General features: G+C 71.7%; 30 protein-coding genes. 13 read left to right on the top strand and 17 right to left on the bottom strand.

Annotated elements, in window-relative coordinates; genetic code table 11:
- The 12 genes from aroC to ACWDX6_RS09310 form a co-directional block, all read right to left on the bottom strand.
- Positions 1-698, bottom strand: a 698-nt coding sequence (gene aroC, locus ACWDX6_RS09365; RefSeq protein WP_451484328.1) for a chorismate synthase, incomplete at its 3' end; no start/stop codon positions are given.
- The gene (locus tag ACWDX6_RS09360; RefSeq protein WP_451484327.1) at positions 695-1,900 is read right to left on the bottom strand and encodes a 3-hydroxybenzoate 6-monooxygenase; all 1,206 of its coding nucleotides are present in this window, start codon (positions 1,898-1,900) and stop codon (positions 695-697) included. The genes ACWDX6_RS09360 and aroC, both read right to left, overlap by 4 nt.
- Before the next feature lie 65 nt (positions 1,901-1,965).
- Positions 1,966-3,249 (bottom strand): 3-phosphoshikimate 1-carboxyvinyltransferase, encoded by a 1,284-nt coding sequence (gene aroA, locus ACWDX6_RS09355; protein ID WP_451484326.1) that lies wholly within the window; start codon positions 3,247-3,249, stop codon positions 1,966-1,968.
- Positions 3,250-3,502: 253 nt separating this feature from the next.
- Complete coding sequence (locus ACWDX6_RS09350) at positions 3,503-3,868, bottom strand: hypothetical protein (protein ID WP_451484325.1); 366 nt, start codon at positions 3,866-3,868, stop codon at positions 3,503-3,505.
- Entirely contained in the window at positions 3,856-5,748 is a 1,893-nt protein-coding gene (locus ACWDX6_RS09345) for an anthranilate synthase family protein (protein WP_451484324.1), read from the bottom strand. Before ACWDX6_RS09345 ends, ACWDX6_RS09350 begins: the two co-directional genes overlap by 13 nt.
- Positions 5,749-5,774: 26 nt before the next feature.
- Complete coding sequence (locus tag ACWDX6_RS09340) at positions 5,775-6,431, bottom strand: isochorismatase family protein (protein WP_451484323.1); 657 nt, start codon at positions 6,429-6,431, stop codon at positions 5,775-5,777.
- A 22-nt stretch (positions 6,432-6,453) separates the two neighbouring features.
- Entirely contained in the window at positions 6,454-7,224 is a 771-nt protein-coding gene (locus ACWDX6_RS09335) for a 2,3-dihydro-2,3-dihydroxybenzoate dehydrogenase (protein WP_451484322.1), read from the bottom strand.
- Between the two features lie 77 nt (positions 7,225-7,301).
- A complete protein-coding gene (locus ACWDX6_RS09330) occupies positions 7,302-8,474 on the bottom strand; it encodes a 3-deoxy-7-phosphoheptulonate synthase (RefSeq protein WP_451484321.1) in 1,173 nt (390 codons plus the stop codon).
- A gap of 276 nt (positions 8,475-8,750) precedes the next feature.
- Positions 8,751-9,092 (bottom strand): helix-turn-helix domain-containing protein, encoded by a 342-nt coding sequence (locus ACWDX6_RS09325; protein ID WP_451484320.1) that lies wholly within the window; start codon positions 9,090-9,092, stop codon positions 8,751-8,753.
- Between the two features lie 86 nt (positions 9,093-9,178).
- Positions 9,179-9,757, bottom strand: a complete 579-nt coding sequence (locus tag ACWDX6_RS09320; protein WP_451484319.1) for a TetR/AcrR family transcriptional regulator — start codon at positions 9,755-9,757, stop codon at positions 9,179-9,181.
- A 50-nt stretch (positions 9,758-9,807) separates the two neighbouring features.
- Positions 9,808-10,218: a RidA family protein gene (locus ACWDX6_RS09315; protein WP_451484318.1), complete on the bottom strand. Its 411-nt coding sequence runs from the start codon at positions 10,216-10,218 to the stop codon at positions 9,808-9,810.
- Positions 10,219-10,269: 51 nt separating this feature from the next.
- A complete protein-coding gene (locus ACWDX6_RS09310; RefSeq protein ID WP_451484317.1) occupies positions 10,270-11,244 on the bottom strand; it encodes an alpha/beta hydrolase in 975 nt (324 codons plus the stop codon).
- A 146-nt stretch (positions 11,245-11,390) separates the two neighbouring features.
- Between ACWDX6_RS09310 and ACWDX6_RS09305 the strand changes: the two genes are divergently transcribed.
- Positions 11,391-12,566, top strand: a complete 1,176-nt coding sequence (locus ACWDX6_RS09305) for a helix-turn-helix domain-containing protein (RefSeq protein ID WP_451484316.1) — start codon at positions 11,391-11,393, stop codon at positions 12,564-12,566.
- Positions 12,567-12,708: 142 nt separating this feature from the next.
- A complete protein-coding gene (locus ACWDX6_RS09300; protein WP_451484315.1) occupies positions 12,709-13,926 on the top strand; it encodes a Cmx/CmrA family chloramphenicol efflux MFS transporter in 1,218 nt (405 codons plus the stop codon).
- A gap of 135 nt (positions 13,927-14,061) precedes the next feature.
- Here ACWDX6_RS09300 and ACWDX6_RS09295 read toward each other — a convergent pair whose 3' ends face one another.
- The gene (locus ACWDX6_RS09295; protein ID WP_451484314.1) at positions 14,062-14,823 is read right to left on the bottom strand and encodes an SDR family NAD(P)-dependent oxidoreductase; all 762 of its coding nucleotides are present in this window, start codon (positions 14,821-14,823) and stop codon (positions 14,062-14,064) included.
- Between the two features lie 296 nt (positions 14,824-15,119).
- On the opposite strand from ACWDX6_RS09295, the gene ACWDX6_RS09290 reads away from it, so the two are divergent.
- The 3 genes from ACWDX6_RS09290 to ACWDX6_RS09280 are packed head-to-tail and all read left to right on the top strand — an operon-like array spanning position 15,120 to position 17,364.
- Complete coding sequence (locus ACWDX6_RS09290; protein WP_451484313.1) at positions 15,120-15,602, top strand: cupin domain-containing protein; 483 nt, start codon at positions 15,120-15,122, stop codon at positions 15,600-15,602.
- Positions 15,602-16,411 (top strand): arylamine N-acetyltransferase family protein, encoded by an 810-nt coding sequence (locus tag ACWDX6_RS09285; protein WP_451484312.1) that lies wholly within the window; start codon positions 15,602-15,604, stop codon positions 16,409-16,411. The genes ACWDX6_RS09290 and ACWDX6_RS09285 overlap by 1 nt, the downstream gene beginning before the upstream one ends.
- Positions 16,399-17,364, top strand: a complete 966-nt coding sequence (locus tag ACWDX6_RS09280) for an amidohydrolase family protein (protein WP_451484311.1) — start codon at positions 16,399-16,401, stop codon at positions 17,362-17,364. The genes ACWDX6_RS09285 and ACWDX6_RS09280 overlap by 13 nt, the downstream gene beginning before the upstream one ends.
- 246 nt (positions 17,365-17,610) lie before the next feature.
- Here ACWDX6_RS09280 and ACWDX6_RS09275 read toward each other — a convergent pair whose 3' ends face one another.
- From ACWDX6_RS09275 to ACWDX6_RS09260, 4 genes are read right to left on the bottom strand one after another with little or no spacing between them, the layout of a single operon-like run.
- Complete coding sequence (locus ACWDX6_RS09275) at positions 17,611-18,255, bottom strand: DsbA family oxidoreductase (protein ID WP_451484310.1); 645 nt, start codon at positions 18,253-18,255, stop codon at positions 17,611-17,613.
- Positions 18,252-18,737, bottom strand: a complete 486-nt coding sequence (locus tag ACWDX6_RS09270; protein ID WP_451484309.1) for a nucleoside deaminase — start codon at positions 18,735-18,737, stop codon at positions 18,252-18,254. Before ACWDX6_RS09270 ends, ACWDX6_RS09275 begins: the two co-directional genes overlap by 4 nt.
- A gap of 14 nt (positions 18,738-18,751) precedes the next feature.
- On the bottom strand, positions 18,752-19,069 hold the full coding sequence (locus ACWDX6_RS09265) for a DMT family transporter (RefSeq protein ID WP_451484308.1): 318 nt from the start codon (positions 19,067-19,069) through the stop codon (positions 18,752-18,754).
- Positions 19,070-19,109: 40 nt separating this feature from the next.
- Positions 19,110-19,529: a DMT family transporter gene (locus tag ACWDX6_RS09260; protein ID WP_451484307.1), complete on the bottom strand. Its 420-nt coding sequence runs from the start codon at positions 19,527-19,529 to the stop codon at positions 19,110-19,112.
- Positions 19,530-19,665: 136 nt separating this feature from the next.
- Here ACWDX6_RS09260 and ACWDX6_RS09255 point away from each other — a divergent pair, with 136 nt between their 5' ends.
- From ACWDX6_RS09255 to ACWDX6_RS09220, 8 genes are all read left to right on the top strand, one after another.
- Entirely contained in the window at positions 19,666-20,106 is a 441-nt protein-coding gene (locus tag ACWDX6_RS09255) for a MarR family winged helix-turn-helix transcriptional regulator (protein ID WP_451484306.1), read from the top strand.
- A 258-nt stretch (positions 20,107-20,364) separates the two neighbouring features.
- Positions 20,365-21,837, top strand: coding sequence for an AMP-binding protein (locus ACWDX6_RS09250; RefSeq protein WP_451484305.1), 1,473 nt, complete (start codon positions 20,365-20,367; stop codon positions 21,835-21,837).
- Entirely contained in the window at positions 21,834-22,100 is a 267-nt protein-coding gene (locus tag ACWDX6_RS09245; protein WP_451484304.1) for an acyl carrier protein, read from the top strand. The genes ACWDX6_RS09250 and ACWDX6_RS09245 overlap by 4 nt, the downstream gene beginning before the upstream one ends.
- Positions 22,101-22,143: 43 nt before the next feature.
- Entirely contained in the window at positions 22,144-22,518 is a 375-nt protein-coding gene (locus tag ACWDX6_RS09240) for an ectoine synthase (protein WP_451484303.1), read from the top strand.
- Positions 22,519-22,610: 92 nt separating this feature from the next.
- A complete protein-coding gene (locus ACWDX6_RS09235) occupies positions 22,611-23,729 on the top strand; it encodes an acyl-CoA dehydrogenase family protein (RefSeq protein WP_451484302.1) in 1,119 nt (372 codons plus the stop codon).
- A gap of 14 nt (positions 23,730-23,743) precedes the next feature.
- Positions 23,744-24,415, top strand: coding sequence for a transglutaminase-like domain-containing protein (locus ACWDX6_RS09230; RefSeq protein ID WP_451484301.1), 672 nt, complete (start codon positions 23,744-23,746; stop codon positions 24,413-24,415).
- 12 nt (positions 24,416-24,427) lie between these two features.
- Positions 24,428-25,234: a maleate cis-trans isomerase family protein gene (locus tag ACWDX6_RS09225; RefSeq protein ID WP_451484300.1), complete on the top strand. Its 807-nt coding sequence runs from the start codon at positions 24,428-24,430 to the stop codon at positions 25,232-25,234.
- Positions 25,231-25,428 (top strand): DUF6253 family protein, encoded by a 198-nt coding sequence (locus ACWDX6_RS09220; RefSeq protein ID WP_451484299.1) that lies wholly within the window; start codon positions 25,231-25,233, stop codon positions 25,426-25,428. The genes ACWDX6_RS09225 and ACWDX6_RS09220 overlap by 4 nt, the downstream gene beginning before the upstream one ends.
- Positions 25,429-25,444 lie beyond the last annotated feature (16 nt).

Genomic DNA, 25,444 nt, shown 5'->3' with positions numbered 1-25,444 from the left:
GGCACGCCGTAGGCCAGCACCTCCACGACACCACCCAGGGTGTCCCCGTCCTTGTGGGCCTGGTCGATCTCCGCGACCATCGCCTTCGACGCGTCGGCGTCCAGACAGCGCACCGGATCGGCATCCAGCCTCTCGACATCGGAGGGCTTGGGGTACACCCCGTACGGCGCCTTCGCGGCCGCCAGCTCCACCACATGCGAGACGATCTCGATCCCGGCGGCCTCCTTGAGGAAGGACCGCGCGACGGCACCGAGGGCCACCCGGGCTGCGGTCTCCCGGGCGCTGGCCCGTTCCAGGATCGGCCGGGCCTCGTCGAAACCGTACTTCTGCATCCCGGCCAGGTCAGCGTGGCCCGGACGGGGCCGGGTCAGCGGCGCGTTGCGGCCCGTCTCCTTCAGCTCGGCCGGGTCGACCGGATCGGCCGACATCACCTTCTCCCACTTCGGCCACTCGGTGTTGCCCACCATCACCGCGACCGGAGAACCGAGCGAGAGACCGTGCCGGACACCGCCGAGGAAGGTGACCTCGTCCTGCTCGAACTTCATCCGCGCACCACGCCCATAGCCCAGACGCCGCCGCGCGAGGTGGTCCGCCACCAGCTCGGTGGTGACCGGGACACCGGCGGGAAGACCCTCCAGTGTGGCCACGAGTGCGGGGCCGTGCGACTCCCCCGCCGTCAGCCAGCGCAACCTGCTCAAGCGCGCTCTCCCTCAAGGCCGCTGCGGGTGAAGCCGCGGTCGCCGTGCAGCCAGGACACCTGGTCGTACAGCTCCTCCTGCGAGAAGGCGGAGAGCATCCGGTTGCGCTCCACGGCCCGGTCGCCGGCCGGGTGGTAGAGCTCGCTCCCCATCCGCCGGGCGACCAGCTGCGTCCTGCCAGTGCGCTCGCGGCGGGTGGCGTTGAACTTCTCCAGACGCTGCACGATGTCGTCCTCGTCCGCACCGGCCAGCAGGTCCGCGAGGACGACGGCGTCCTCCAGCGCCTGGCAGGCGCCCTGGGCCGCGTACTGGAGCATCGGGTGGGCCGCGTCGCCGACCAGGACGGCCCGGCCGTCGGTCCACCGGTCGACGGGGTCGCGGTCGCACAGCACCCACTCGCGCCAGTCCTCGCCGAGTTCGAGGAGCCGGCGGGCGGTGGCGCCGAGCCCCGGGAACTGCTCCAGGACGTGGTCCCGCGCCGCCGGCCGGCCGGCCACCGGCACGCGCGCGCCGTTGTCCCGCGTCACCGCGAGGTTGAGGAACTCGCCACCGCCGATCATGTAGTGGACGAAGTGCCACTTGGGCCCGGCCCACAGGGTCACGGTGTTCCACCGCAGCTCCTCGGGCACCTTCGCGATCGGGATCACCGAGCGGTAGATGGTGTGGCCCGACACGCGGGGGTCACCGTCACCGAGCATCCGCGCGCGCACGGTGGAACGGATGCCGTCCGCACCGATCAGGGCCGCGCCGGTGAAGGTCCGCCCGTCCGAGGTACGCACGGTCACGCTCCCGGCGTCCTGCCGGTAGCTCTCGACCGCCGCCTCGGGGACGAGTTCGACGCTCTCCAGCGCCTGGCAGGCGGCGAGCAGCGGCTGGTACAGGTCGCCGCGGTGCACCACCGCGTACGGGTTGCCGAAGCGCTCCCGGTAGGCACCGGTCAGCGACATCGCGGCGACCTTCTCGTCCGTGGTGCCGTCCATGAAGCGCAGTTCGTCGATGAAGACCGCCCGCGCGCGCACGCCCTCGCCCACCCCGAGCCGGTCGAGGGCGTGGAAGGCGTTGGGGCCGAGCTGGATGCCCGCGCCGATCTCGGCGAAGGTGTCGGCGCGCTCCAGGACGGTGGCCCGGTGCCCGGCCCGGGCCAGCGACAGCGCTGCCGCGAGCCCTCCGATACCGCCTCCGGCGATCAGTATGTGAGCCATGGTGTGCTTCCGTTCCCTTCCGTACGCGGAGGTGTGCCCCCCGCGTCAGTCAGTAGCTCGGTCGGTCAGTGGGCGGCGGCCGGGAGGGGGTGGCGCGGGAAGAGCCGGTGCAGCTCCGCGTGGAAGCCGGGGAAGGTCTTCGCGACGCATCCGGGGTCGTCGAGGGTGATGCCCTCCGCGTCCAGGCCGAGGACGGAGAACGCCATGGCGATGCGGTGGTCGCGGTGGCAGGCGATCTCCGCCGGTGCGGGCCTGCCGGGGTGGACGGTGATCCAGTCCGGGCCGCTCTCGGTACGGATGCCGAGGGCCCGCAGATTGCCCTCGACGGCGGCGATCCGGTCCGACTCCTTCAGCCGCGCGTGCCCGATCCCCCGGATGGTGAGGGGGGCGTCGGCGAGCGGCGCGATCGCGGCGAGGGTCATGAAGGTGTCGGAGATCTCGCCCATGTCCACCTCGAACCCGCCCCGGAACACACCGGTGCCGGTGACCGTGGTCGCCTCCTCGGTGCTCTCCACCCGGGCCCCGGCGCGCGCGAGCACGTCGGTGAAGCGCAGATCGCCCTGGAGACTGCCGCGGCCCAGACCGGGCACGGTCACGCTGGTGCCGGTGATCGCGGCGGCGGCGAAGAAGTACGAGGCCGTGGAGGCGTCGGGTTCGATCCGCAGGTCGGCCGCGCGGTAGCCCGTCGGGCCGACCGTGAACGCGCCGGGGGCGGCCTCGTCCACCCGGGCGCCGAAGTGCCGCATCAGGGCCACCGTCATGTCGACGTACGGGCGGCTGACGAGATGGGGGACGTTCAGCGTCAGCGGTGCGCGCATCAGCGGGCCCGCCATCAGCAGTCCGGTCAGGAACTGGCTGCTGAGCGTCCCGTCGAGGGGCATCTCACCGCCGTCGAGGCCCTGCGAGCGGACCCGCAGCGGCAGCCGGCCGCCGGCCGCCGTGGTGACGTCGGCGCCCAGCCGCCGCAGGGCGTCGGCGAGGGGAGCGACGGGGCGGGCGGTGAGCTGGTCGGAGCCCTCGAAGCGGAAGTCGCCGTGTCCCACGGCGGCGAACGGCGGCAGGAAACGGGCCGCCGTGCCCGCGTCGGCGCACCAGACGCTCCCGGAGCCGGCCGGCCCGCCGCCGAGGCCGGACACCCGCCACGCGACGTCGTCGGTGTCGCGTTCCACCCGGACGCCCAGTCCGCTCAGGGCGTCGCGGAAGGCGACGGTGTCGTCGCTGACCAGCGGGGCGCCCAGGGTGCTGGTCGAGCCGGCCGCCGCGGCGAGCAGGAGCGCCCTGTTGGTGAGGGACTTCGATCCCGGTATCCGGGCCTGTACAGCGGGAGTTGACGGTATGGCGGTGGTCATCCTTGTCCTACTCTTCACGGCGTGGGCCGAAGCGGGTCATACCTCGGCAGAGGGCCCAGAAGCGCTGGGGTACGGCTGTCGTGGCGCAGGCGTGGAGCACGCGGGGCACGCCGCCAGGCGGCAGGCGGTGGCCGCCCGGCGGGGCGGCAGGAGGCCGGCCGCGTCGCGGACAGGGGAAGACGACGACAGCATCCGGCCTCCTGGCGGAGATCGTGGCAAGGGGGGCGAACCACCTGCCACCGGCGGAGCCCGACTACGTCACCTTTCCGGCCGCGGACGGGTCGGCGGGCGACTCCAGGGCCGCGCCCCGCCCGGCGAGCGCGGCGAGCGCGAACTCGCCCTCGACGGTGGCTTCGACGTCGAAGGCGTACCGCTGCGTCGGCGGGTAGCCGATCAGCTCGGCCGCCCGGGCGGGCAGCGGCGCGGCGGCGGCCTCGGCCGACTCCCACAGGAGCACGGCCCCCCACCGGTTCGTCGCCGCGTCCGAGATCCAGAACTTCAGCCGCAGCCCCAGGACCCGGGCGAAGCGGTCCACCGCCTCGTCGCGCAGGAACTCCCGCAACGACGCGATGGTCTGCTCCGACTCGCTCAGGTCCCACCAGACGACTACCGCACGCATGCGCCGGCCAGCCCTTCGAGCAGCGTGCCGATGATCCGCGGCCCGTCCACGGTCAGCACGGACTCGGCGTGGAACTGCATGGACACGAAACCGGCCGCGCGCAGACCGTGCACCTCGCCGGTCTCCGGGTCACGGCTCACCTCGATCCTCCCGTGCGCCGGGTGCTCGAAGGCGTCGTGCTCGGCGCGGGCGGCGAAGGTGTTGTAGAAGCCGACCCGCTCCCGCCTGCCGAACAGGTCGATCTCGTGCTGCGCGCCCTGGTTCGGCACCGGCCTGCGGGCGAGGTCGAGACCGAGCAGCGTGCTGAGCACCTGGTGGCTCAGGCACACCGCCATGAACGGGCGGCGCTCGTCGAGGAGTTGGGAGACCGCCGAGCGCAGATGGGCGATCTTGGGATGCCGGGTGTCACGCGGGTCGCCGGGCCCCGGGCCCATCACCACCAGGTCGTGCTCGTCGAACCGGTACGGCTCGTCGAAGCGCCGGACACTCACCTCGCAGCCCAGCGAACGGATCTGCTGGGCGATCATCGCGGTGAAGGTGTCCTCGGCGTCGATCACCAGGACCCGCCGGCCCGCCAGCGACTCGACCGCGCCCTCGCGCGACCCGGTCTCCCTGAGCCAGAAGTCGGCGATGGCCGTGTTGCGCTCGTCGAGCGCCTCGCGCACGGCGGGATGGGCACCGAACCGGATGGGTTCGGGGTCCCCGAGCGCCGCGAGCAGCCCGGCGGCCTTGGCGCGCGTCTCGTGCACCTCGGAGGTCGGATCGGAGTGCCGTACGAGCGTGGCGCCCACCCCGATCCGCATCGTGCCCTCGGCGTCGATGTCGGCGGTGCGGATCAGGATCGACGAGTCCAGGGTGCGACCGCCCGCGGCGTCCCGCCCGATCAGGGCGGCCACGCCGCTGTAGTAGCCGCGCCCCTGGGGTTCGTAGCGGCTGATCACCCGGGCGGCGCTCTCCAGCGGTGAACCGGTCACCGTCGGCGCGAACAGCGTCTCCCGCAGGATGTCGCGCACATCGCGGTCGGTACGGCCCTCGATGAAGTACTCGGTGTGCGCCAGGCGGGCCATCTCCTTCAGATACGGGCCCACCACCTGCCCTCCGTCGGGGCAGATCCGGGCCATCATCTTCAGTTCCTCGTCGACGACCATGTACAGCTCGTCGGCCTCCTTGCGGTCGGCGAGGAAGTCCATGACACCGTCGAGGTCGGCACCGCCCGCCGGATAGCGGTAGGTGCCGCTGATCGGGTTCATCACGGCGGTGCCGTCGTGGACGCTGATGTGCCGCTCCGGAGTGGCGCCCACGAAGGTCCGGTCGCCGGTGTGCACGAGGAACGTCCAGTACGCCCCCGACTCCCGCTGGAGCAGCCGGCGGAAGAAGGACAGCGCCGCGGGCACCCCGAAGCCGGGGAGCTGGGCGACGAACGAGCGCCGCATGACGAAGTTGGCGCCCTCGCCGGTGCCGATCTCGTCCGCGACGACCCGCCGGACGATGTCGCCGTAGGCGTCGTCGTCCACGTCGAAGTGGCCGTCGGTCCACTTCACCGGCTCGTCCGGCAGCAGCGGCAGCGCTTGCCGCAGCGGCACGGCGGCCTGTTCGCGCACCGTCATGGCCAGCAGCGGCGCACCGTCGTCCGGGGCGGCGAAGCCCCGCTCGGCGAGCTGGCGGTACGGGATGAGGGTGAGCACCTCCGAGCGCGCGGCGGCGTCCGTCCGCTCGGGCAGGTCCAGGTCGGCGAGGGACGCGATCTCCGCCACGTCACCGACCAGCAGTTCCAGGGTGTCCGGGTCGACGGTCTCGGGCCGGTGCAGCAGAGCGAACGCGCCGGCGGAGCCCTCCAGGACGCGCGTCAGGAGTTCGTGCGCGCCTTCCAGCCTTGCCATGGTGAATCCTTTCGTCGGCGACGCGCTCAGCGCGCCGCCTCCGCCGCGTCGAGTTCGGTCAGCACGGTCTTGGCGGTCACGACCCGGGCGGCGCGCTGTGCCGCGTAGTCGAGGGCCATGCGGTGGTGGTCGGCCGAGAAGTCGGCCACCGCGTCGGCCACCACGAAGGGCTGGATGTCGTTGGTGAAGGCTTCGACCGCGGTCATCAGCACGCCGACATGCGCGTACACGCCGCAGATCACGAGCTGGTCGCGGCGGTGGAAGCGCATCCGCTCCAGCAGGTCGGACTTGAAGAAGGCGCTGTAGCGCCACTTCGTGAAGGTCCAGTCGTCACCGGCCGGTTCGAGCGGCGCGACCACCTTGCGGTGCTCGGGGGTGGGTCGCATCCCCGGCCCCCAGAAGTCCTTGAGCAGGCCGCGCTGCTCGGGGGTCATGCCGCCCGGCTGCGCGGTGTAGGCGACCGGGACGCCGAGCGCGGCGCACCGCTCGCGCAGCAGCGCGGCGTTGCCGACCAGGGCGCCACCGGGCTCCTCGGAACGGGGGAACGGCTTGAGGAAGTACTCCTGCATGTCGTGCAGCAGCAGCACGGCGCGCCGGGGGTCCACCGGCCATTCGACCGTGTTGGCCGGAAGGTCGCCCTCCGCGGGCATGGGGTACGACTCGATGGGCGGGATACCGGGCATGGGCCGGTCGTTCCTTTCGTTGCTAGACACCGAGCGTCGCACCGCCGTCCACGGTCAGTTCGTGCAGCGTGACGTGGCCGGCCTGGTCGGAGAGGAGGAAGGCCACGGCCTGGGCGATGTCCTCGGGGCGGGCGACCTTGCCCAGCGGGATGCCGACGCGGTACGCCTCCGGGGAGCCGGCGACGGACGCCTTGGCCGCCGTGTCGGCGGTGTGCATGCCGCGCAGCATCGGTGTGTCGGTGGAGCCGGGCGCGACGACGTTGCAGCGGATGCCGTACGCCGCCACCTCCAGGCCCAGGCATTTGGTGAACGCGGTCGCGGCCGCCTTGGACGCCGCGTACGCCGCCATCTGGGCGCGGGCCGTGCCGGCGGCGTTCGAGGCGACGGTGACGACCGCGCCGCGACGCCGGGGGACCATGCGGTTGACCACGGCCCGGGAGGTGTGGAACACGCCGGTCGTGTTGACCGCGAAGGTGGTCTGCCAGTCCTCGTCGCTCAGCGCCCGCGCCTCGGCCAGCCGGAGCACCCCGGCGGCGTTCACCAGGTGCTCCACCGGGCCGAGGTCGTCCTCGACCCGGGCGACCAGCGCCTCGACGGCGTCGCTCGACGTGACGTCGGCCGGGAAGCCGGTCACGGCGAGCCCCTCGGCTCGCAGCTTGCCGACCGTCGTGTCGAGCCGGTCCGGCGCCAGGTCCACGGCGGCGACGCTCGCACCGCGCTCGGCGAGCAACCGCACCACGGCCTCGCCGATGCCGCCGGCCGCACCTGTCACCAGGGCGACTGTTCCTTCCACGGTTACTACCTCCGTACGGGACGGGTCAGAGGGGGAAGCGGGGCGCGGGGCGCCCGGGTCGCGCGACGGAGCGGTGCTCATCCGCGCCACGCGGCGACGGCCTCGATGGCCTGCCGGGGGTTGAGGCGCGGGTCGCAGAAGCTGAGGTACTTGTCGCCGATGCCGCTGAGGCCGTCGGCGTCGAAGACGCACTCGGTGACGCTCTCCGGGGTCGTCTCCAGGTGCAGGCCCGCGGCGATGCCGCCGCCGGTGTTCACCGCGTCCTGGAACGCCTCGATCTCGCGGACGACGGTGGTCACGAGGCGGGTCTTGAGCCCGCCGGGGCCGGACACGGTGTTGCCGTGCATCGGGTCCGACAGCCACAGCGCCGGGTGGCCCGCCCGGTCCACCGCCTCGACGAGCGCGGGCAGCTTCACGGCCGCGTTGTCGGCGCCCATGCGGGCGATGAGGGTGAGCCGGCCCGGGCGGCGCTGGGCGTCGAGCCGGTCGCACAGGGCCAGGAGTTCGTCGGTCGTCATGGACGGGCCCACCTTGACCGCGACCGGGTTGGAGACCGCGGACAGCAGGGCGATGTGGGCGCCGTCCAGCTGCCGGGTCCGTTCGCCCACCCACGGCCAGTGCGTCGAGGTGAGCAGCAGCGAGCCGTCGGCCTCGCGGCGCAGCATGGGCAGTTCGTAGTCGAGCAGCAGGGCCTCGTGGCTGGTCCACACCGGCACGTCCAGTTCGGACCGGGCCGCGGTGCCGCGCCAGCCCAGGTAGTGCATGGTGTCGCTGGCGGCGCGGTAGCCGGTCAGCAGGTGGGCCGGGTCGGGGCGGCGCAGCTCGGGGTCGGGCTCGGGGCGGTTGACCATGTGGCCCCGGTAGACGGGCAGTTCGGTGCCGCCCACCACCTCGGTGGGCTTCGAGCGCGGCTTGGCGTACTGCCCGGCGATCCGGCCGACGCGCAGGACGGGCTTGCCGGAGGCGAGCTTCATGGTGCCGGCGAGTACGTCGAGCAGCGCGGTCTTGCGCCGTACGTCGTCGAGGTTGGCCTCGGCCGGGTCCTCGGCGCAGTCGCCGGTCTGGATCACCTGCACATGGCCGGCGGCGGCTTCCGCCAGCAGGGTCCGCAGCCGGCGCACCGCCTCGGCGTCCACCAGGGCGGGCATCCGGCCGAGGTCCGTGCGGACCTCTTCGAGCCGCGGGTGCTGGCCCCACTCGGGCTGTTGCAGTGCGGGCAGGGAACGGAGGTGGGACAGAATGTCGGTCATCGGTATCCCTCGGAGGGCGCGCCGGATCGTCTCCGGCTGATGGCGGGCGTGGTGACGGGCGGATGGCGCGGACGCGATCGCGCGTCGCGGTGAGGTCCTGCCCGGCGTCTTCCGTCCTGCGGCGCTCGGATGCGGCGGCATGCCGGCGCGGTAACGAGTCTGGGCGGCGCGGTCCTCGTGGGGACCGCGCCGATCGGGCGAATGCCACTATTGCCGCAGACCGCCCCGCGTCGCAACGGAGGGCCGACTAGTCCGTCAAGTGCCCTTGACCGAGGTCTAGTTGGGGCTGACTGCGCTGTCCGAGGGCCGCTCCTGGTGGCCCCCGTGGTCATGGAAAACGGTCAGGCGGGCAAGGGAAACCCTGCTGGAGATGCCCAACTTGGTGAAGATGTGGCGCAGGTGACTGTCCACCGTGTGCGGCGACACGACGAGATGGGTGGCGACGGCGCGGTTCGTCAGTCCCTCGGACACCAGGCGGGCCACCCGCAGTTCGGCGGGTGTCAGGCTCGCCCAGCCGAGGTGCTGGCCGGACGGATGCTGCTGGGCGCGGCCTGCCGCGCGGGGCGAGCCGGGGACGTTCCTGTGGAGTTTCCGGTAGGGAGCGTTGGCTGCATTCACACGGCCGACCCTGGCCGGACGCGATTGTGGACGCAACGGGCGGCGAGCCACTCTGTCATGTCCTGAAACCGGCGGACTCGCCTCCGCTACAGCGCGTCCAGAGCGCTGTCGACCACATCGAGCAGCGCCTGCCGGTCGTCGTAGACCCGGGCCAGCACACGCAGTCCGTAGTAGGTGCTGAGTACCTGCCGGGCCACTGTCTCGGTGCTCCGTTCCCCGGTGATCTCACCGGTGCGCCGGCCGCGTGCGACGGCCTCGCGCAGCGCCTCCTCCACGGTGGTGAAGTGCCGGAGCACCTCGCGTCGTACCTCGGGGTCCGTGTCGGCCTTCTCGACCGACGCGTTGATGGCGAAGCATCCCGCCGCCTCCGGGTCCGACAGGTCGGCGTCGAGGGCGAGCATGATCAGGTCGCGGAGCCGGTCCTTGACCGGGCCCGGGTTCTCGAGGATGGCGGTCTGCTCGGCGGTGTGCGTCTCGTAGTAGCGGCGCAGGGCCCGCAGGTACAGCTCGCGCTTGTCCCCGAACGTGTTGTACAGGCTCGACTGGCCGATTCCGGTCGAGTCCGCCAGGTCCCGGGTGGACGTCGCCTCGTAGCCCTGCCGCCAGAACGCGTGCATGGCGGCGGTGAGGGCACGTGTCTCGTCGAACTTCCTGGGCCTCGCCATGCTCGCACCCTAAAGGTTTTGGAGCGGTCGCACAAAAAGTCGGGTCGAACTCACGCCACCACCCCGATCGCCTCGATCTCGACCAGCCAGTCCGGGTCGGCGAGGGAGGAGACCTCGACGAAGGACTCGGCGAACGCGTGCGGGGCGAAGTGCTCCGCACGCACCCGCGCGAAGGCGTCCTGGTGCCGGGCGATGTCGGTGACGAACACGGTCGCCTTGACCACGCGGTCCAGACCGGAGCCGGCGTTCTCCAGGACGCGGGCCAGGTGGGCCAGGGCCTGCCGGGCCTGCGCCTCGAAGTCGTCCTTGCCGACGGTGGCCCCGTGGTCGTCGATCGGGGCCTGTCCGGAGACGAAGACGAGGTCACCGACCCGGACGCCGAGCGCGATGCCCGCGTCGGCGTACCAGTCCGGATCGGCGGTGACACGGACGGGCCGCGGTGTGCCCGGCGCCTCGGTCATGGGAATCCTCCTGGGAGCGGTACAGGGTGGCGGGAGCGTGGGCGGCGCTGCTCAGCCGCCCAGCGACTCGCTCACGGCGAGCACCAGCTCGTCGATCGACCGCTGCCCGGTGGCGGTGCCGAAGGAGTCGAAGATGTGGAACGCCCCGGACCACTGGTGGAGCGTGACCGGAACACCCGCCTCGAGAAGCCGCTGTCCGTAGCGGATGCCCTCGTCGCGCAGCGGGTCGTACTCGGCGGTGACGATGTGGGCCGCCGGGAGACCGCTCAGGTCGTCGGCGCGGTTGGGCGCCGCGTACGGCGAGGTCACCCGCTCCTCGTGGCCCTCGCCGAGGTAGTGGCGCCACATCGCCTCGGACTGCGGGGTCGACCACACCGGGGTGTCGTGGAAGCTCCGCGCGGACGGGGTGTCCATCCGGTCGTCGGTCACCGGGAAGGTGAGCACCTGCAGGGCGAGCTGCGGGCCCTTGCGGTCGCGCGCCATCAGGGCGACGGAGGCGGCGAGCGCCCCGCCCGCGCTGCACCCGGCGACACCGAGGCGACCGGCGTCGACCCCCAGCTCGTCGGTGTGCGCGTCGAGCCACCCAAGGGCGGCGTAGCAGTCCTCCGCACCGGCCGGGAAGGGGTTCTCGGGCGCCAGCCGGTACTGCACGCTCACCACGACGACGTCGGCCCGCGAGGCGAACCAGACGCACTGGTTGTGCTCGGTCTCCAGGCTGCCCATGACGAACCCGCCGCCGTGGATCCACAGCAGACCGCCGTGCGGTCCGGCGGTACGCGGGGTGTAGATGCGGACGGCGACGTCAGGGGCGCCTTCCGGGCCGGGGACGAGTCGCTCCGTGATCGTGATGGCGCTGGTGTCGGCCGGCTCCCACTGCGCCTCGAGCTCCTTGAGGGTGGCGCGGGCGACCGGCGGCTCCGCGACGTCGAGGTAGGGGATGTCCTCGACCAGCGGGGCCAGGTCGGGGCGGAGTCGCATGCGGGTGGGTGAAGGCGCGGCGGCGGATCGGCGGGTGGCATCACTCATGGGCTCATCCTCCCGAAGCGGCGGGCGGGTCCGCCGCCGCCGCCCGTCGCCCGTTCCCGCTCTGCGGCCACCGATTGGCGCGGCGACCTGACGTACTGTCGCGGCGGCGGGCGTGCCGTGCCGCTCCCGGAGATTAGCCTCCGCGAATGCACGGATTGACGTCAGACCCGCCGGCCCCGGCCTACGGCGCGGACACGGCGCCCGGTCCGCTTACCCGCTTCGACCGGCTCCTCGGCGGCGTCACGGACGCCGACGCGCTGGTCCGGGCCGCCGCGTGGGCCGCCGGCTGCTGCGCCGGCCTGACCGACCACCACCACGTCCTGCGGAGCAGTCCGGAGGGCCGCCCGCTGGACCCGGGGAAGGCGGCGCCGTCCGCGCGCCGTACGGTCTTCGTCGACGGACACAGCGCGGGTGAGGTGTGGATCGAACGCGCGGGATCTCCCTCGCCCCTCGACGAACCGCTGCTTGAGCGCATGGCGCGCGCCGCCTCCGCGGTCCTGGCCGGCGGCGACGACGTCCCGCCGTCCCCCGGCGCCGAAGAGGCCGAGATGCCCGCGCCCGACCCCTGGTGGCCGCCGGGGCTCGGGGATCCGGCGCTCGTGCAGGCGGTCCTGGCTCCCCGGATGCCCGAGACGGAGCGGTCCCGCGCCCTGCATCTGCTCGGTCTGGCGCCCGTAGGCCTGGTGCGGGCGGCCGCCGTGGTGGTCCCCGAACCGACCGCGCTGCGACCGGCGTTGGCCGCCTGCGCGGCGGCCCTGCACGTGCCGCACGCCCGCGCCGGAAGCGGAGCGCCGCGCGGCGCGCTGTGGCCCACGGTCGGCGCGATCCTGCTGCCCGGCCCGGCGTCCCCCCGGGGCGGGCCGGCCGTGGCACCCCGCGACGTGGCCGTCGGCATCGGCCCGGCGGTCGCCCCCGAGCGGCTGCCGGACTCGTGGTCGCAGGCGCGCCGCGCGGCCCGGTTCGCGGGCCTCGGCCCCACGTGGCCGACGGTGGTGCCCGCCCCCGACCTGGGCGCCCTGGCCCTGCTCGCCGACATCCCGGCGGCCGCCGCGCTCGCCCACCCCGACGTCATGGCCCTCGCCCGTCTCGGCGCCGAACAGGACGGCGCGCAGACGCTGGCGACCCTGGAGGCCGTGTGCCGCACCCGGTCCCTGCGCGAGGCGGCCAAGCTCCTGTCCCTGCACCACAGTTCCGTCGCCCAGCGCGTGGCACGGGCCGAGCGCACCCTGGACATGTCGCTGACCGACCCGTCGGGACGGCAGCGCGTGCAGACGGCCCTGCTGCTGTGGCAGCTGAACGCGCCGGGCAACTGGCGCGGCTGACGGGCGGGTTCGGCCGGGCCCGCCGCGGGCTCGTTTTGGAGCGAGCGCTCCAAAAGGTGCTACTGTCGCGGTGCGGCCGGCGCCAAACCCCCGTCGCCGGCCGCATCCCCCCTTGCCCTGTCAACGCCTTTGGAGGCACTCCATGCCCCTTGCCGTCTATGTACTCGGCTTGGGAATCTTCACCCAAGGCACGTCGGAGTTCATGCTCTCCGGGCTGCTGCCCAACCTCTCCGACGACCTGGGTGTCTCCATCCCCGATGCCGGGCTGCTGATCTCGGCGTTCGCGATCGGCATGGTCGTCGGAGCGCCCCTGCTCGCGGTGGCCACCCTCAGCTGGCCCCGCCGCACCGCCCTGGTGGCCCTTCAGGCCGTCTTCATCGCCGCCCACGTCGTCGGCGCCCTGGCGCCCGGCTACGGCGTGCTGTTCGCCACCCGCGTCGTCAGCGCCCTCGCCTACGCCGGGTTCTGGGGCGTCGCCGTGGCCACGGCCGTCGCGCTCGTCCCCGCGAACGCCAAGGGCAAGGCCGTCGCGGTGGTCGCCAGCGGTCTCACACTCGCCACCATCGTCGGCGTGCCCGCCGGTACGGTCCTGAGCCAGTTCGCCGGCTGGCGGGCCGCCTTCTGGGGCGTGGCCGTGCTCACCCTCATCAGCCTCGTCTGCTCCGTGTTCGCCATCCCGAGCGGCAAGGGCGCCGCGGAGGAGACCCGTACCGTCCGCGCGGAGCTGCGCGCCATGGCCCGCCCGCAGCTCTGGCTGTCGTACACCGTGACCGCGTTCTCCTTCGGCGCCGTCATCGTCACCTTCAGCTACCTCGCCTCGCTGCTCACCGAGGTGACCGGACTCTCCGACGGCTGGGTGCCCGTCCTCCTGGCGCTGTTCGGCGTGGGCGGTCTGCTGGGCATGGTGATCGGCGGCAAGGTCGCCGAGACCTATCCCATCCGTACGCTCGCCCTGGGCACCGGCGTCCTCGTGGCCGCCTCCGCCCTGCTCGCCGTACTGGCGTCCAACACCGTCGCCACCGTGGTCCTGGTCTTCGTCCTCGGCATGGCGGGGTACGTCACCAACCCCATCCTGCAGTCGCGGGTCTTCGTCGTGGCGCCCGGTGCGCCGACGCTGGTCGGAGCCACCAACACGTCGGCGTTCAACGTCGGCAACACCCTCGCCCCGGCCCTCGGCGGCATGGCCATCAGCGCCGGGTTCGGCTTCGCCTCGGTGGCCTGGGTCGGCGCCGCCCTCGCCGCCGTGGGTCTGCTGGGCGCCCTGTGGGCGGGACACCTCCAGTACCGCGGCCGGCCCGCCGGCGGACGCCTGGTCGCCGTGGGCGAGCCGCGTCCGGAGCTGAGCGAGACCCGCGTCTGACGGCTCGTGGGGCGACGGCCCCACACCCCCGAGGCCCCTTGCTCCGGAAACCACAGTGCTCCGGTCCACCGCGTCACCGCGGTGGACCGGAGCACTGTCATGAGGGGGCCGGCCGGAGCCGCCCCGCCGTCCGGGTCAGGACGTGATGCCCCCGTCGATGACGAGGTCGTGGCCCAGGGCGAAGCCCGACTCCTCGGAGGCCAGCCACAGCACGGCGGCCGCGCCCTCCTCCACCGTGCCGATGCGGCCGAGCGGGAACATGCCCTTCGCGCGCTCCACCCGCTCCTCGGGCGTCTCGTTCTCCAGCAGGGACATCGGGGTGTCCATGGAGGACGGGCTGAGCGTGTTCACCCGGATGCCGTCGGCGGCGTACTCGCGGGCCGCGCTGCGACCGAGCGCGGCGATCGCCGCCTTGCTCGCCCCGTAGGCGCCGGCCCCGGGGATGGTCAGGTGCGCGCCCACCACGGACCCCACGTTGACGATGACGCCGCCTCCATGGGCCCGCATGTGGCGGATCTCGTACTTCATCGAGCGCCAGGTGCCCAGCAGGTTGATCTGCAGCGTCCGGGTGAAATCCTCCTCGTCGAGGTCGGCGAGTCCGGCCGGCTCGGGCAGGTGCCCCGCGTTGTTCACCGCGACATCGAGGCCGCCGTGCCGTTCGACGACGGTGGCGACCAGCCGCTCCACATCCGCCTCGACGGCGATGTCGGCGGTCACGAAGCCCGCCGTGCCGCCGTCCTTCTCGATCAGCCGGACCGTCTCCTCCAGGCGCTCGGGCGTGCGCCCGGCGACCACCACGGTGGCGCCCTCGCGGCCGAAGGCCACGGCGGTGGCCCGGCCGATGCCGGAACCGCCACCGGTGACGAGCGCCACCTTGCCGGTGAAGCGACCAGTCATGTTCTCATCCCATCCTCGGTCATCGCGTAGGGGCTGTCCGGCGGTTCGGGGCCGGACATGCGGTGCGCCGCACGGCGCCGTGCCAGGCGTCGTGGCCCGGCCTCGATCCGGCGGACAGTCCCCGGGCGCCCGCGCATGCGTGCGCGCGCCCACCCACCACCATGGCCGCGATATCGGATCCGGCCATCCCGTATTCACGTGAGTGACCTGCCAAAACCCCGTGAACACGTGATGCCCGGAGGAAGGGCCTCCGGGTGGGATGGAGGGTGCACAGACCCGCCGAGAAGGGAAAGCGTGTGAGCTTCGAGGAACTCGAGGGCATCGTCCACATCCCACCGAAGGCCGGGCCGGCCCGCTGGGTGTTCGGTGACCACTACACGATCAAGGCGGACAAGGAGAACACGCACGGTTCGCTCGGTCTGATCGAGGCCCTGGTGCCCCCGGGCGGGGGACCGCCGCCGCACATCCACCACGACAGCGACGAGGCGTTCTACCTCATCGAGGGAGAGCTGGAGATCTCCAACGAGAAGCAGCGCCAGATCGTCGGGGAGGGCGCGTTCGTCTTCGTGCCCCGGGGCAAGACGCACGCCTTCAAGAACGTCGGCGACAAGCCCTGCAAGATGCTCATCATCTTCACCCCCGCCGGCTTCGAGCGCTTCTTCACCGAGCTGGGGGTCGCGGCCGAGGAGGGCGTGCCCGCGCCCGAGGCCTCGCAGTACGCCAAGGATGTCGAGAAGGCCCAGAACATCGTGGCCCGTTACGCGGCGGAGTACGTCTGATGCTCGACGACAAGACGGTGGACGCCTATCTGCGGCGCATCGGCGCCAAGCGGCCCGAGCGGCCCGACGGCCAGGCCCTGGCGCACCTGCACGAACGCCATGTGCTCAGCATTCCCTTCGAGAACATCGACTTCGCCTTCGGCCGGCCCAGTCTGCCCATCGGGCTCGGCGAACCGGCCCTGGAGAAGATCATCGGCCGCAACCGCGGCGGCTGCTGCTACGAACTCAACGGCGCGTTCCACGAGTTGCTGCACGCCCTCGGGTTCGACGTGGCGCCGATGGGCGGCCGGGTGCTGGAGGACGGCGAGCTCGGCCCGGTCCTCGGCCACCTGGCCCTGCGCGTACGGACCGAGGACAGCGAGGATCCCTGGCTGGCCGACGTCGGCTACGGCCGCGCGTTCCGGTTCCCGCTGCGGCTGCGCGCCGGCGCGGTCCAGCCCGACCCGCAGGGGACCTTCGAACTGGTCGAGGCCCCGCTCGGGGACCTGGACCTGTTCCGCGACGGCGAACTGCAGTACCGCCTCGAACCGCGCCCCCGGGTGCTCGCCGACTTCGCGCCCACCATGTGGTGGTTCCGCAGCGCGGACGAGTCCCCCTTCCTGGCCCGCCAGGTGTGCTCGATGCCCACGCCCGACGGCCGGGTCACCCTCAGCGGCCGCACTCTGACCCGTACCGAGAACGGTGTGCGGACGCAGGAGGAGCTGGCCGACGACGCGGCCGTCTTCGCCGCCTACCGCACCTGGTTCGGCATCGAACTCGACGCACTGCCCGGCAGCCAGACCGACGGAGAAACCCCATGCAGCACGTGAACGGCCTCATCGACGTCCACCACCACGCCATCCCGCCGTCCTACGCCGCGGCGCTCGGCGACCGGGTCGCCATCCCCGGCGTCGACTACCCCACCTGGAGCCCCGAGGCGAGCCTGGAGGTGATGGACGGCCACGGCATCGCCGCGTCCGTCCTGTCCATCACCGCACCGGGCGTCAGCTTCGTCGACGGAGACCGAAGCCGCCGGCTGGCGCGCGAGGTCAACGAGTACTACGCCGCGCTCATCGCCGAACACCCGAGCCGCTTCGGCGCGTTCGCCATCCTCCCGCTGCCGGACGTGGCCGCGGCCAAGGACGAGCTCGCCTACGCGATCGACCACCTCGGTCTCGACGGCGTCGGCATGCTCACCAGCTACGGCAACCGCTACCTCGGCGACCCCGAGTTCGAGCCGCTGCTCGCGGAGATCGCCGAGCGCGGCCTGCCGGTGCACGTCCACCCGGGCACCCCGCCGGCCAAGGACGTGGCCACCTTCGACCTGCCGCCGTCGCTGTACGACTTCACCTTCGAGACCACCCGCACCGTGGTCGACCTGCTCTTCAGCGGGGTCCTCGACCGGCTGCCGCACCTCAAGCTGATCGTCTCGCACGCCGGCGGCACCCTGCCCTTCCTCGCCCAACGGCTCACCTACGGGCCGACGATCGGGAAGTACCTCAGCGAGCGGGCGCCGAAGGACGTCATCGGCAGCCTGCGCGGGCTGTACTACGACATCGCGATGTCCGCCAACCGCTTCGCGCTGCCCGCGCTCACCGAACTGGCCGCACCCGACCGCATCCTGTTCGGCAGCGACTTCCCGTTCATGCCCGCCGCCCACACCACCGAGAACGTCGAGGGCTTCGCGTCCTACGAGGGCTGGGACGAGCGGCAGCGCACCGCCATCGGCCGGACCAACGCTCTTGCGCTGTTCCCGAGGCTGGCCGAGCAGGTCGCACGGTAGGCACGTGGAGGCCGCGCCCGCCACCAGGCCGGGCGCGGCGGGGAGAACCTTCGGAGCCGGGCGTCCACCGACGCCCGGCTCCGGCCGTTCCGCAAGAAGACGCGGTGCCACCGCGCACGGCCGAGAGAAGCACAGGACCCCGGGCACGCGAGCCACGGTGAACGCACAGCGCCCCGGGCACGCGACCGTGGATCGGTCTCGTGGCCGGGGCGAGGGCCTCTCGGGGGCGTGCGTGACCGGGGCCGGTCAGCAGCCGCCGTCCACTCCGCAGGCGGCGCCGTACGACTCCTGCTGCCTGGCCTGGGCGTCCAGGATCGCCTTGCGCAGCTGCGGTGCCGTGGGCACGCCCTCCAGCCGGACGTCTCCGATGAGGAAGGTCGGGGCGGCCTGCACGCGGTGGGCCGCGGCCTCGCGCAGCGCGTCCTGGTGCTTGGCGGCGTACGTCCCCTCCTCCAGCGCCTTGCGGAACTCGTTCGTGTCCAGGTCTAGTTCACCGGCGAGGCGGGTGAGGACGTCGAGCTGCCCGAGATCCAGGTCCTCCTGGAAGAAGGCCCGGAACAGGCGCCGGGTGTACGCGTCGCCCTTGCCGTGCTCCGAGGCGTACTGGAACCCCTCGAACGCGAGCCGCGTGTAGGGCTGCGGGGAGACGGTGGGCAGGGTGATGTCCACGCCCATCCGCCGCGCCATCGGGTAGACGGCCCGCTGCCAGATCGAGGGCAGGTAGTCGTCCTCCGGGCGGAGCGTCGGCTGCGGGTGCGGCCGCAGTTCGAACGGCTTCCACTCGATCTCGACGTCCAGGTCCTCGGTGGCCTCGTCCAGCGGGCCCTCGGCGAGCATGCAGAACGGGCACACGTAGTCGGACCAGATCTGGATCTTGACCGGGTCACTCATCGGATCCCGCCTTTCCGCGCGGTCAGGAACTCCACGAACGGCACCTCGTGTCCCTCGATCGGGGCGTGCGTGACCTTGATGGGCCAGTTGGTGGGGTCGGTCGAGAAGATGCCGTACGAACTGCCGTAGTCGAAGCCGTAGTCGCCCGCGGTCTTCCGGTCGGCGGCGAACACGATGTGGTCGACGCCGAAGTAGCGGGACACCATGTAGCACATGGCGCACGGCTCACCGGAGGCGATCAGCGTGGAGCCGGCCACGCCGAACACGCCGGCCTTCTTCGCGGCCTCGCGCAGGGCGACGACCTCGGCGTGCGCGGTGGCGTCGCGGTCCTCCGCGACCCGGTTGAACCCGGTGCCCAGGACCCGGCCGTCCTGGACGACGATGCCGGAGAAGGGGATGCCGCCCCGGGCCACGTGCTCCCGGCTGATGCGGACGGCGTCCTCGATGTGGGGCATCAGCTGGTCGATGTCGTCGGTCCTCATCACGATCGCGCCGCTCAGACGGCCGTCAGGCGCAGCAGGACGGCGCCGCCGATGATGGACGCGAAGGAGAGCAGCCGGGCGAGCGTGATCCGCTCCTTGAAGAGGATGGCGCCCATGATGACGGTGCCGACGCCGCCGATGCCGGTCCAGAGCGTGTAGCCGACCGAGACGTCCAGCTCACGCAGGGCGAGGGACAGCGTGTAGATACCGCCGGCCGCGGCGAGCAGGGTGAGCACCGACGGCCACAGGCGGGTGAACCCCTTGGTGGCGTTGGTGCCGAGGGCGAAGGCGATTTCGAAGACGATGGCGATGCCGAGGTAGACCCAGGTCATGACGGTATGTCTCGTTTCGGGGAGTGTGGGCGAGCGGTGGTCAGGCGACGGGCTGCACGGCGCGGGCGGTGTCCGCCTCGACGGCGGCCTGCTTCTTCGCGGCGATGGTGTCGGAGATACGCAGACCGAGCGCGCCTCCGATGATCAGGATGAACGCGAGGACCTTCCAGACGGTCATGCGCTCGTCGTAGATCAGGGTGCCGAAGACAACGGTGCCGACGGCGCCGATGCCGGCCCACACGGTGTAGCCGACGCCGACGTCCACGGTCTTCAGGGCCATGGACAGCGTGAAGATTCCGCAGGACGCGGCCGCGACGGTGAGCAGCGACGGTCCGAGCTTGGTGAAGCCGTCGGTCGCCTCCGTGGAGAGCGCGAAGGTGATCTCGAACAGCGAGGAGAAGAGGAGCCAGGCCCAGCCGATGTTGGCGTTCTGCGGCTTGTCCTGCTGAGGGGTGGACATAGAATCTCCAACAAGTTGCTTGTCGGTGCAAGTTTTTGGTGGTCGCAGTGGGCCTGGGGTCGGCCACCGCTCGAGGCAAGAGATTGCATGAACATGTATCCTGTTGTCAAACCCCTCACGGAAGGTGCGTCACGTCATGCCTGTTCCTCACCCCGCGTCGTCCGATCAGGCCGTCTGGAGCCGTCTGCTGGTTCTGCACAGCCGAGTGGAGCGGGAGCTGGCACAGGCACTCCAGCGGCGCCACGGCATCGGACTTTCGGAGTACCGGGCGCTGGAGGCGCTGGCGCGCTCCGAGAGCAGTGAGCTGCGCATGCAGGACCTGGCCGAACACGTCGGTCTCGGCCAGTCCTCGGTGACACGCCTGGTCGCACGCCTGGAGGCGGCGGGATTCGCGTTCAAGGACCTGTGCCCGTCCGACAAGCGGGGGGTGTACGCGGTGATCACGGAGGAGGGGTCCGCCCGGTTCACCGCCGCTCGCGCGACGTACGCGGAAGTCCTCTCCTCCGCGCTCAACTCCCTCACCGCCGACCCCGCCTACGCCTCCACGGTCCAGTCCCTGAGGTCCGCGGCCGGCTGACCCGCACGCGCCCCGGATGGCGCGAACCGACCCCTCCCAGACCCCTGGCGCGCTGTCAATCGCGGATGCACGCGATAGCGCGACAGGGGTCTTTTTGTTTGCATGATCAAGGGCGCCGGGGCCTCAGCGATGACGCTCCTGGTGACCCGAGCATTTGCTTGGCCATGCATACAACTAGGTCTGTGCCTCGTCCGTGCCCGATCGACCACTCGATCCGGACACCTCGCGGCGCATCAACTTTTCGGGGGAGAAGCCGCTGTGCCATCGTCACGCCTCGCCGATGCCATCGCCGTCCACAGTCGAGAACGCGCCAACGAGATCGCGCTCTCCTGGGACCGGCGCACCGTCACGTACCAGCAGCTGGACGAGCAGACTCAAGCGTTCCGCTCGCAGCTGGGCCGCTGGGGACTGCCGCCCGGAAGCACCGTGTGCGTTCCCGCGCACAAGACACCGGAGACCGTCGCACTCCTGCTGGCCGTCTTCCACGAGGGGCTGATCGCCCTCGTCCCCTCGCCCGACCTCGGCGTCGCCGCCCGCACCCGCCTGGCCCAGCAGTCCCGGGCGTCCCACCTGCTCACGGGCTCCGCGGAGGGCGCCCTGACGGTGGAGCCGGTGCCGGAGGACGCCGAGGAGGCCGCGGGGTTCGATGTCGCGGACCCCGCCCGCACCCGCCTCCTGCTCACCACCTCCGGCTCCACCGGAACACCCAAGATCGTGCCCATCCCGGCCGAGGGCTTCGACGCCTTCGCCGACTGGGCCACCGGCGAGTTCGAGCTCGGCGCGGGCGATGTGGCGCTCTCCTACGCCCCGCTCAACTTCGACCTCGCGCTCCTCGACGTCTGGACGTTCCTGCTGCTGGGCGCGCACGTCGTACTCGTCGGCAAGGAGCGGGCCGCCGACGCCCCGTACCTCCAGGAGCTGGTGGCCGAGCGCGCCGTCACCTTCGTCCAGGGCGTGCCCATGCTGCACCGCCTCCTGGTCCAGGAGTCGCCGCGGTTCGCGAAGGTCCGCCGGATCGTCTTCACCGGTGACGCCCTTCCGCCGGAGCTCCTCGGGCCGATGGCCGAGGCGTTCCCGAACGCCCGGTTCCACAACGTCTTCGGCTGTACGGAGACCAACGACTCGTTCCTCCACGACGTCGACCCGGCCGGCCCCGCCGCCCGGATGCCGATCGGACGCCCGCTCCCCGGCGTGGACGCGCTCGTCCTCGACGCCGGCGGGCAGGTCCTCCCCGGTCCCGGCACCGGCGAGCTGGTCGTCTCCACACCGTTCCAGACCGACGGCTACCTCAGGTCCGCGCTGAACGAGCACGCCTTCACCGAGCGCGACGGCCGCGTCTACTACCGCACCGGCGACATCGTCTCCCGGTCGGAGACGGGCCTGTTCACCCTCGAAGGCCGCGCCGACTGGCAGGTCAAGGTCCGCGGCGTACGCACCAACCTCCAGGAGGTGGAGACCGTCGTCGCCTCCCACCCGGACGTGGCCGAGGCCGTCGTCGTGGCCCTCCCGGACGAGGAGGCGGGGGTCCGTCTGCACGCCCACGTGGCCCGGCGCGCCGCCAGCTCGCTGAGCGGCCTGGGCCTGCGGGTCCACGTCGGCAGGAGCCTCCCGCGTCACGCCATCCCGTCGTCGTTCCACGTCACGGACGCCCCGATCCCCCGCACGTCGACCGGCAAGCCCGACCGGAACCTGATCAAGGCCAACCGCATGAAGGAGACCGGCACAGCATGAGCGACACGATCCTGGTGGACGAGATCCGCACCCACATCGTCACCGCGTACCTCGCGGGCGAGGACGCCTCCGACCTCACCGCCGACTACGACCTGATCACCTCCGGCGTGATCGACAGCCTCGGCCTGGTCCGGCTGATCGCCCACATCGCGCAGACCTACGGCGTGCCGATGGACGACATCGACTTCGGTCCGGACAACTTCCGCACCATCTCCGCGATCGCCGACCTGATCGGCGAGCACACCCCTGCCGTCACGGCCTGACACCCGGCACCACACCGACACCGACACCACAAGGAGAACCCGCATGTTCACCCGCAGCGTCGACGACGTCGTCCCCGTCGAGTGGGGCAACGGCACCAGCCACCGCCTCCTGACCAAGGCCGACAAGATGGGCTTCGCCGTGGCCGTGACCCTGGTCCGTCAGGGCACCACCAGCGCCCTCCAGTACCGCGACCACCTGGAAGCGTGCTTCTGCGTCGCCGGCTCGGGCGAGGTCGTCGAGAAGGACGGCACGCGCCACAAGATCATGCCGGGGGTGATCTACGCCCTCGACCAGCACGACCCGCACTACCTGATCGCGTCCGACTACGAGGACCTGCACCTGATATCGGTCTTCAACCCGCCGATCGTCGGGGACGAGAAGCACACCCTGTCCGAGGACGGCTTCTCGCAGTACTGACCGGACCCTGCCCCGCCGACGGCACCGCGCCACGCGGACGCGGTGCCGTCGGCGGGACGCTCCCTCTTCCGCCGTGACCGTCAGGACAGGCTGTGACCGACGACCTCTTCCACCTCACCACCCCGTGGGCCGACAAGCTCAACGCCGACATCGAGGAACTGGACAGCGATGGAACGTTCCCGCACGACAAGTGGACCGCCGTCCAGGACTCCGGCATCCTGCGCACCCCCTTCCATCCCGACTACGGAGGCCATGGCAGGTCCCTGACCGAGACCATGCGTGTGCTGGAGGGCCTGGGCCACACCTCCCGCGACGCGGGCCTGTCGTTCTCCACCTCCACGCAGATCGTCTCCGTCGGCGTACCGCTGCAGCAGTTCGGCGGCGAGGAGCTCAAGCGGCGCCATCTCCCGAGGATCATGGCCGGCGACCCGATCACCGCTCATGCCATCACCGAGGAGTCCGGTGGCTCGGACGCGATGAACTCCACCACCACCGCCGTACGGGACGGCGACCACTACGTGGTCAACGGCAGCAAGATGTTCATCACCAACGCGCCGGTCGCGGGCCTCTTCCTGCTCTACGTCCGCACCGGTGAGCCCGGCCCGTTCGGCCTGACCACGCTGCTCGTCGAGACGGGCACACCCGGACTGACCATCGGCCCGGCCATGGACAAGATCGGCCTGCGCACGAGTCCGATCGGCACCCTCGCCTTCGACGACCTGCGCGTTCCCGTCGCCAACCGGGTCGGCAGGGAGGGTTCCGGATTCCTCGTCATGGACTACGTCATGAAGCGCGAAGTGCTCTTCGCGTTCTCCATCACCCTCGGCGAGATGACCCGCCGGCTCGACGAGACCATCCGGTTCGCCAAGGCGCGTCAGCAGTTCGGCAAGCCCATCGGCGCGTACCAGGCCGTCTCCCACAAGATCGCCGACATGAAGATCCGTCTGGAGACGGCCCGCAAGTGGCTGCGTGACACCGGCGCCAAGGTCGAGGCCGGGCAGGACGCCTCGGTCGATCTCGCCGCCACCAAGGCGGTCGTCTCGGAGGCGAACCTGCAGATGGCCCTCGACGCGGTCCAGATCCACGGCGGCCGCGGCGTGCTGACCAGCCACGGTGTCGAACGCGCCCTGCGCGACTCCGTCGCCGGAACCATCTACTCCGGCACCAGCGAGATCCAGCGCAACCGCATCGCCGCCCTCCTCGGCCTCTGACCCAGGGAACCCTCATGACTCTCGACACGTACGACCGGCTGACCGAGCCCACCGAGTTCCTCGACTACGAGACGGACGCCGTCCAGGAGTTCATCGACCACGCGGTCAAGGACAGGTCGGCGGACAAGCGGACCAACGCCATCGAGCTGTACTACGCCGTCCGCGACGACGTCTTCTACGAGGTGTACGACACCGACCTGTCCCCCGACGGGCTCAAGGCGTCCCACACCGCGGCCACGCGCTCCGGCTTCTGCCTGCACAAGTCCGCCCTCTACGCCGCCGCCGTGCGCGCCCTCGGCATCCCCTCGCGGCTGGTGTACGGCGATGTCCGCAACCACCTCGCCTCCCCCCGCCTGATCGAGCACATCGGCGGTGACGTCTTCTTCCACGGCCTCACCCAGGTCCATCTCGGCGGCCGGTGGATCAAGGCCACCCCGGTGTTCAACAAGATGCTGTGCAAGCTCTACGGCATGGAGGCCCTGGAGTTCGACGGCCTCACCGACAGCCTCTACCACCCGTACCGGGAAGGCGCCGGCTCCATGGAGTTCCTCAAGGACCACGGAGCCTTCGACGACGTCCCGTACGACTTCGTCATCGCCACCATGCGCTCCAAGCACCCCAACTTCCTCAGCGACTCCGGCACCGGCACGGTCGCCGGCGGTCGCCTGGCCGACGAAGCCAAGTAAAGGAGAAGCCCCATGACCCAGGTCACCGCGCCCTCCGACGGATGGGACGCCTCCCTCCGCATCGGCGTCGTCGTCCCGCACGCCGACGTCGGCCCCGAGGCGGAACTGCAGGCGATGGCCCCCGCGTCCGTCTCGATCCACGGCTCCCGCATCCACTTCGCCGCGATGCGCGCGGGCGGTGAGATGGACGAGAAGATCCCCCACGCCCCGGTCCAGGCGTTCGTCGAGCCGCCGTTCGTGGACCAGGCCGTCGAACTGGTCGCCGCCGCCCCCGTGCACGCCCTCGCCCTCGGCTTCACCTCCTCCAGCTACGTCCTGAAGGCCGAGGGGGAGCGGAAGCTGTACGACCGGCTCGCCCCGGTCACCCGCGGCCTGCCGATCACCGGTACGACCAAGGCCGCCCGCGCCGCCTTCACCGCGCTCGGAGCCAAGCGGATCGCCGTGGTCAACCCGCCGTGGTTCGACGACACGCTCTCCGGGCAGGGAGCGGACTACTTCCAGGAGTTCGGCTTCGAGGTCGTCCACCACGGACCGTGCGGTCTGCCCTCGAACCAGAAGGCGATCACCCCGGAGAACCTCTCCGCCTGGATCCGCACCACGGTCGCCGACCACAAGCCGGACGCCGTCCTGGTGGCGGGCAACGGCATCCGCGCCGTCGGCACGATCAAGCCCCTGGAGGAGGAGCTGGGCTTCCACGTCCTGACCGCGAACCAGGTGCTGTTCTGGCACGCCCTGCACCTGGCCGGTGCGGCCGGCATCGCCGAGGGCATCGGCGAGTACGGCCGTCTCTTCACCACGCGCCCGGGGGACGCCGGGTGAGCATCCTGGACGCGACGGGCTACGTGGCCGTGTTCTGCAGCACGGAGGGCGACAGCCGGCACGTGCCGCTGGTGTGCTGGCGCGACGACGGCACCCGCGTCCACGGACTGGTGCTGCACAAGGGCCAGTTGAAGTCGTCGGAACAGCTGACCGGCTTCATGCGGTACGCGGAGAGACCTGCGGGCGACACCTGACGCCAAGGGCCCGGAC

The organism is Streptomyces sp. NPDC003027, assembly GCF_053591435.1.
Note: the sequence above shows the minus strand (reverse complement) of the source record. Positions and strands in the feature narration are given on the sequence as shown.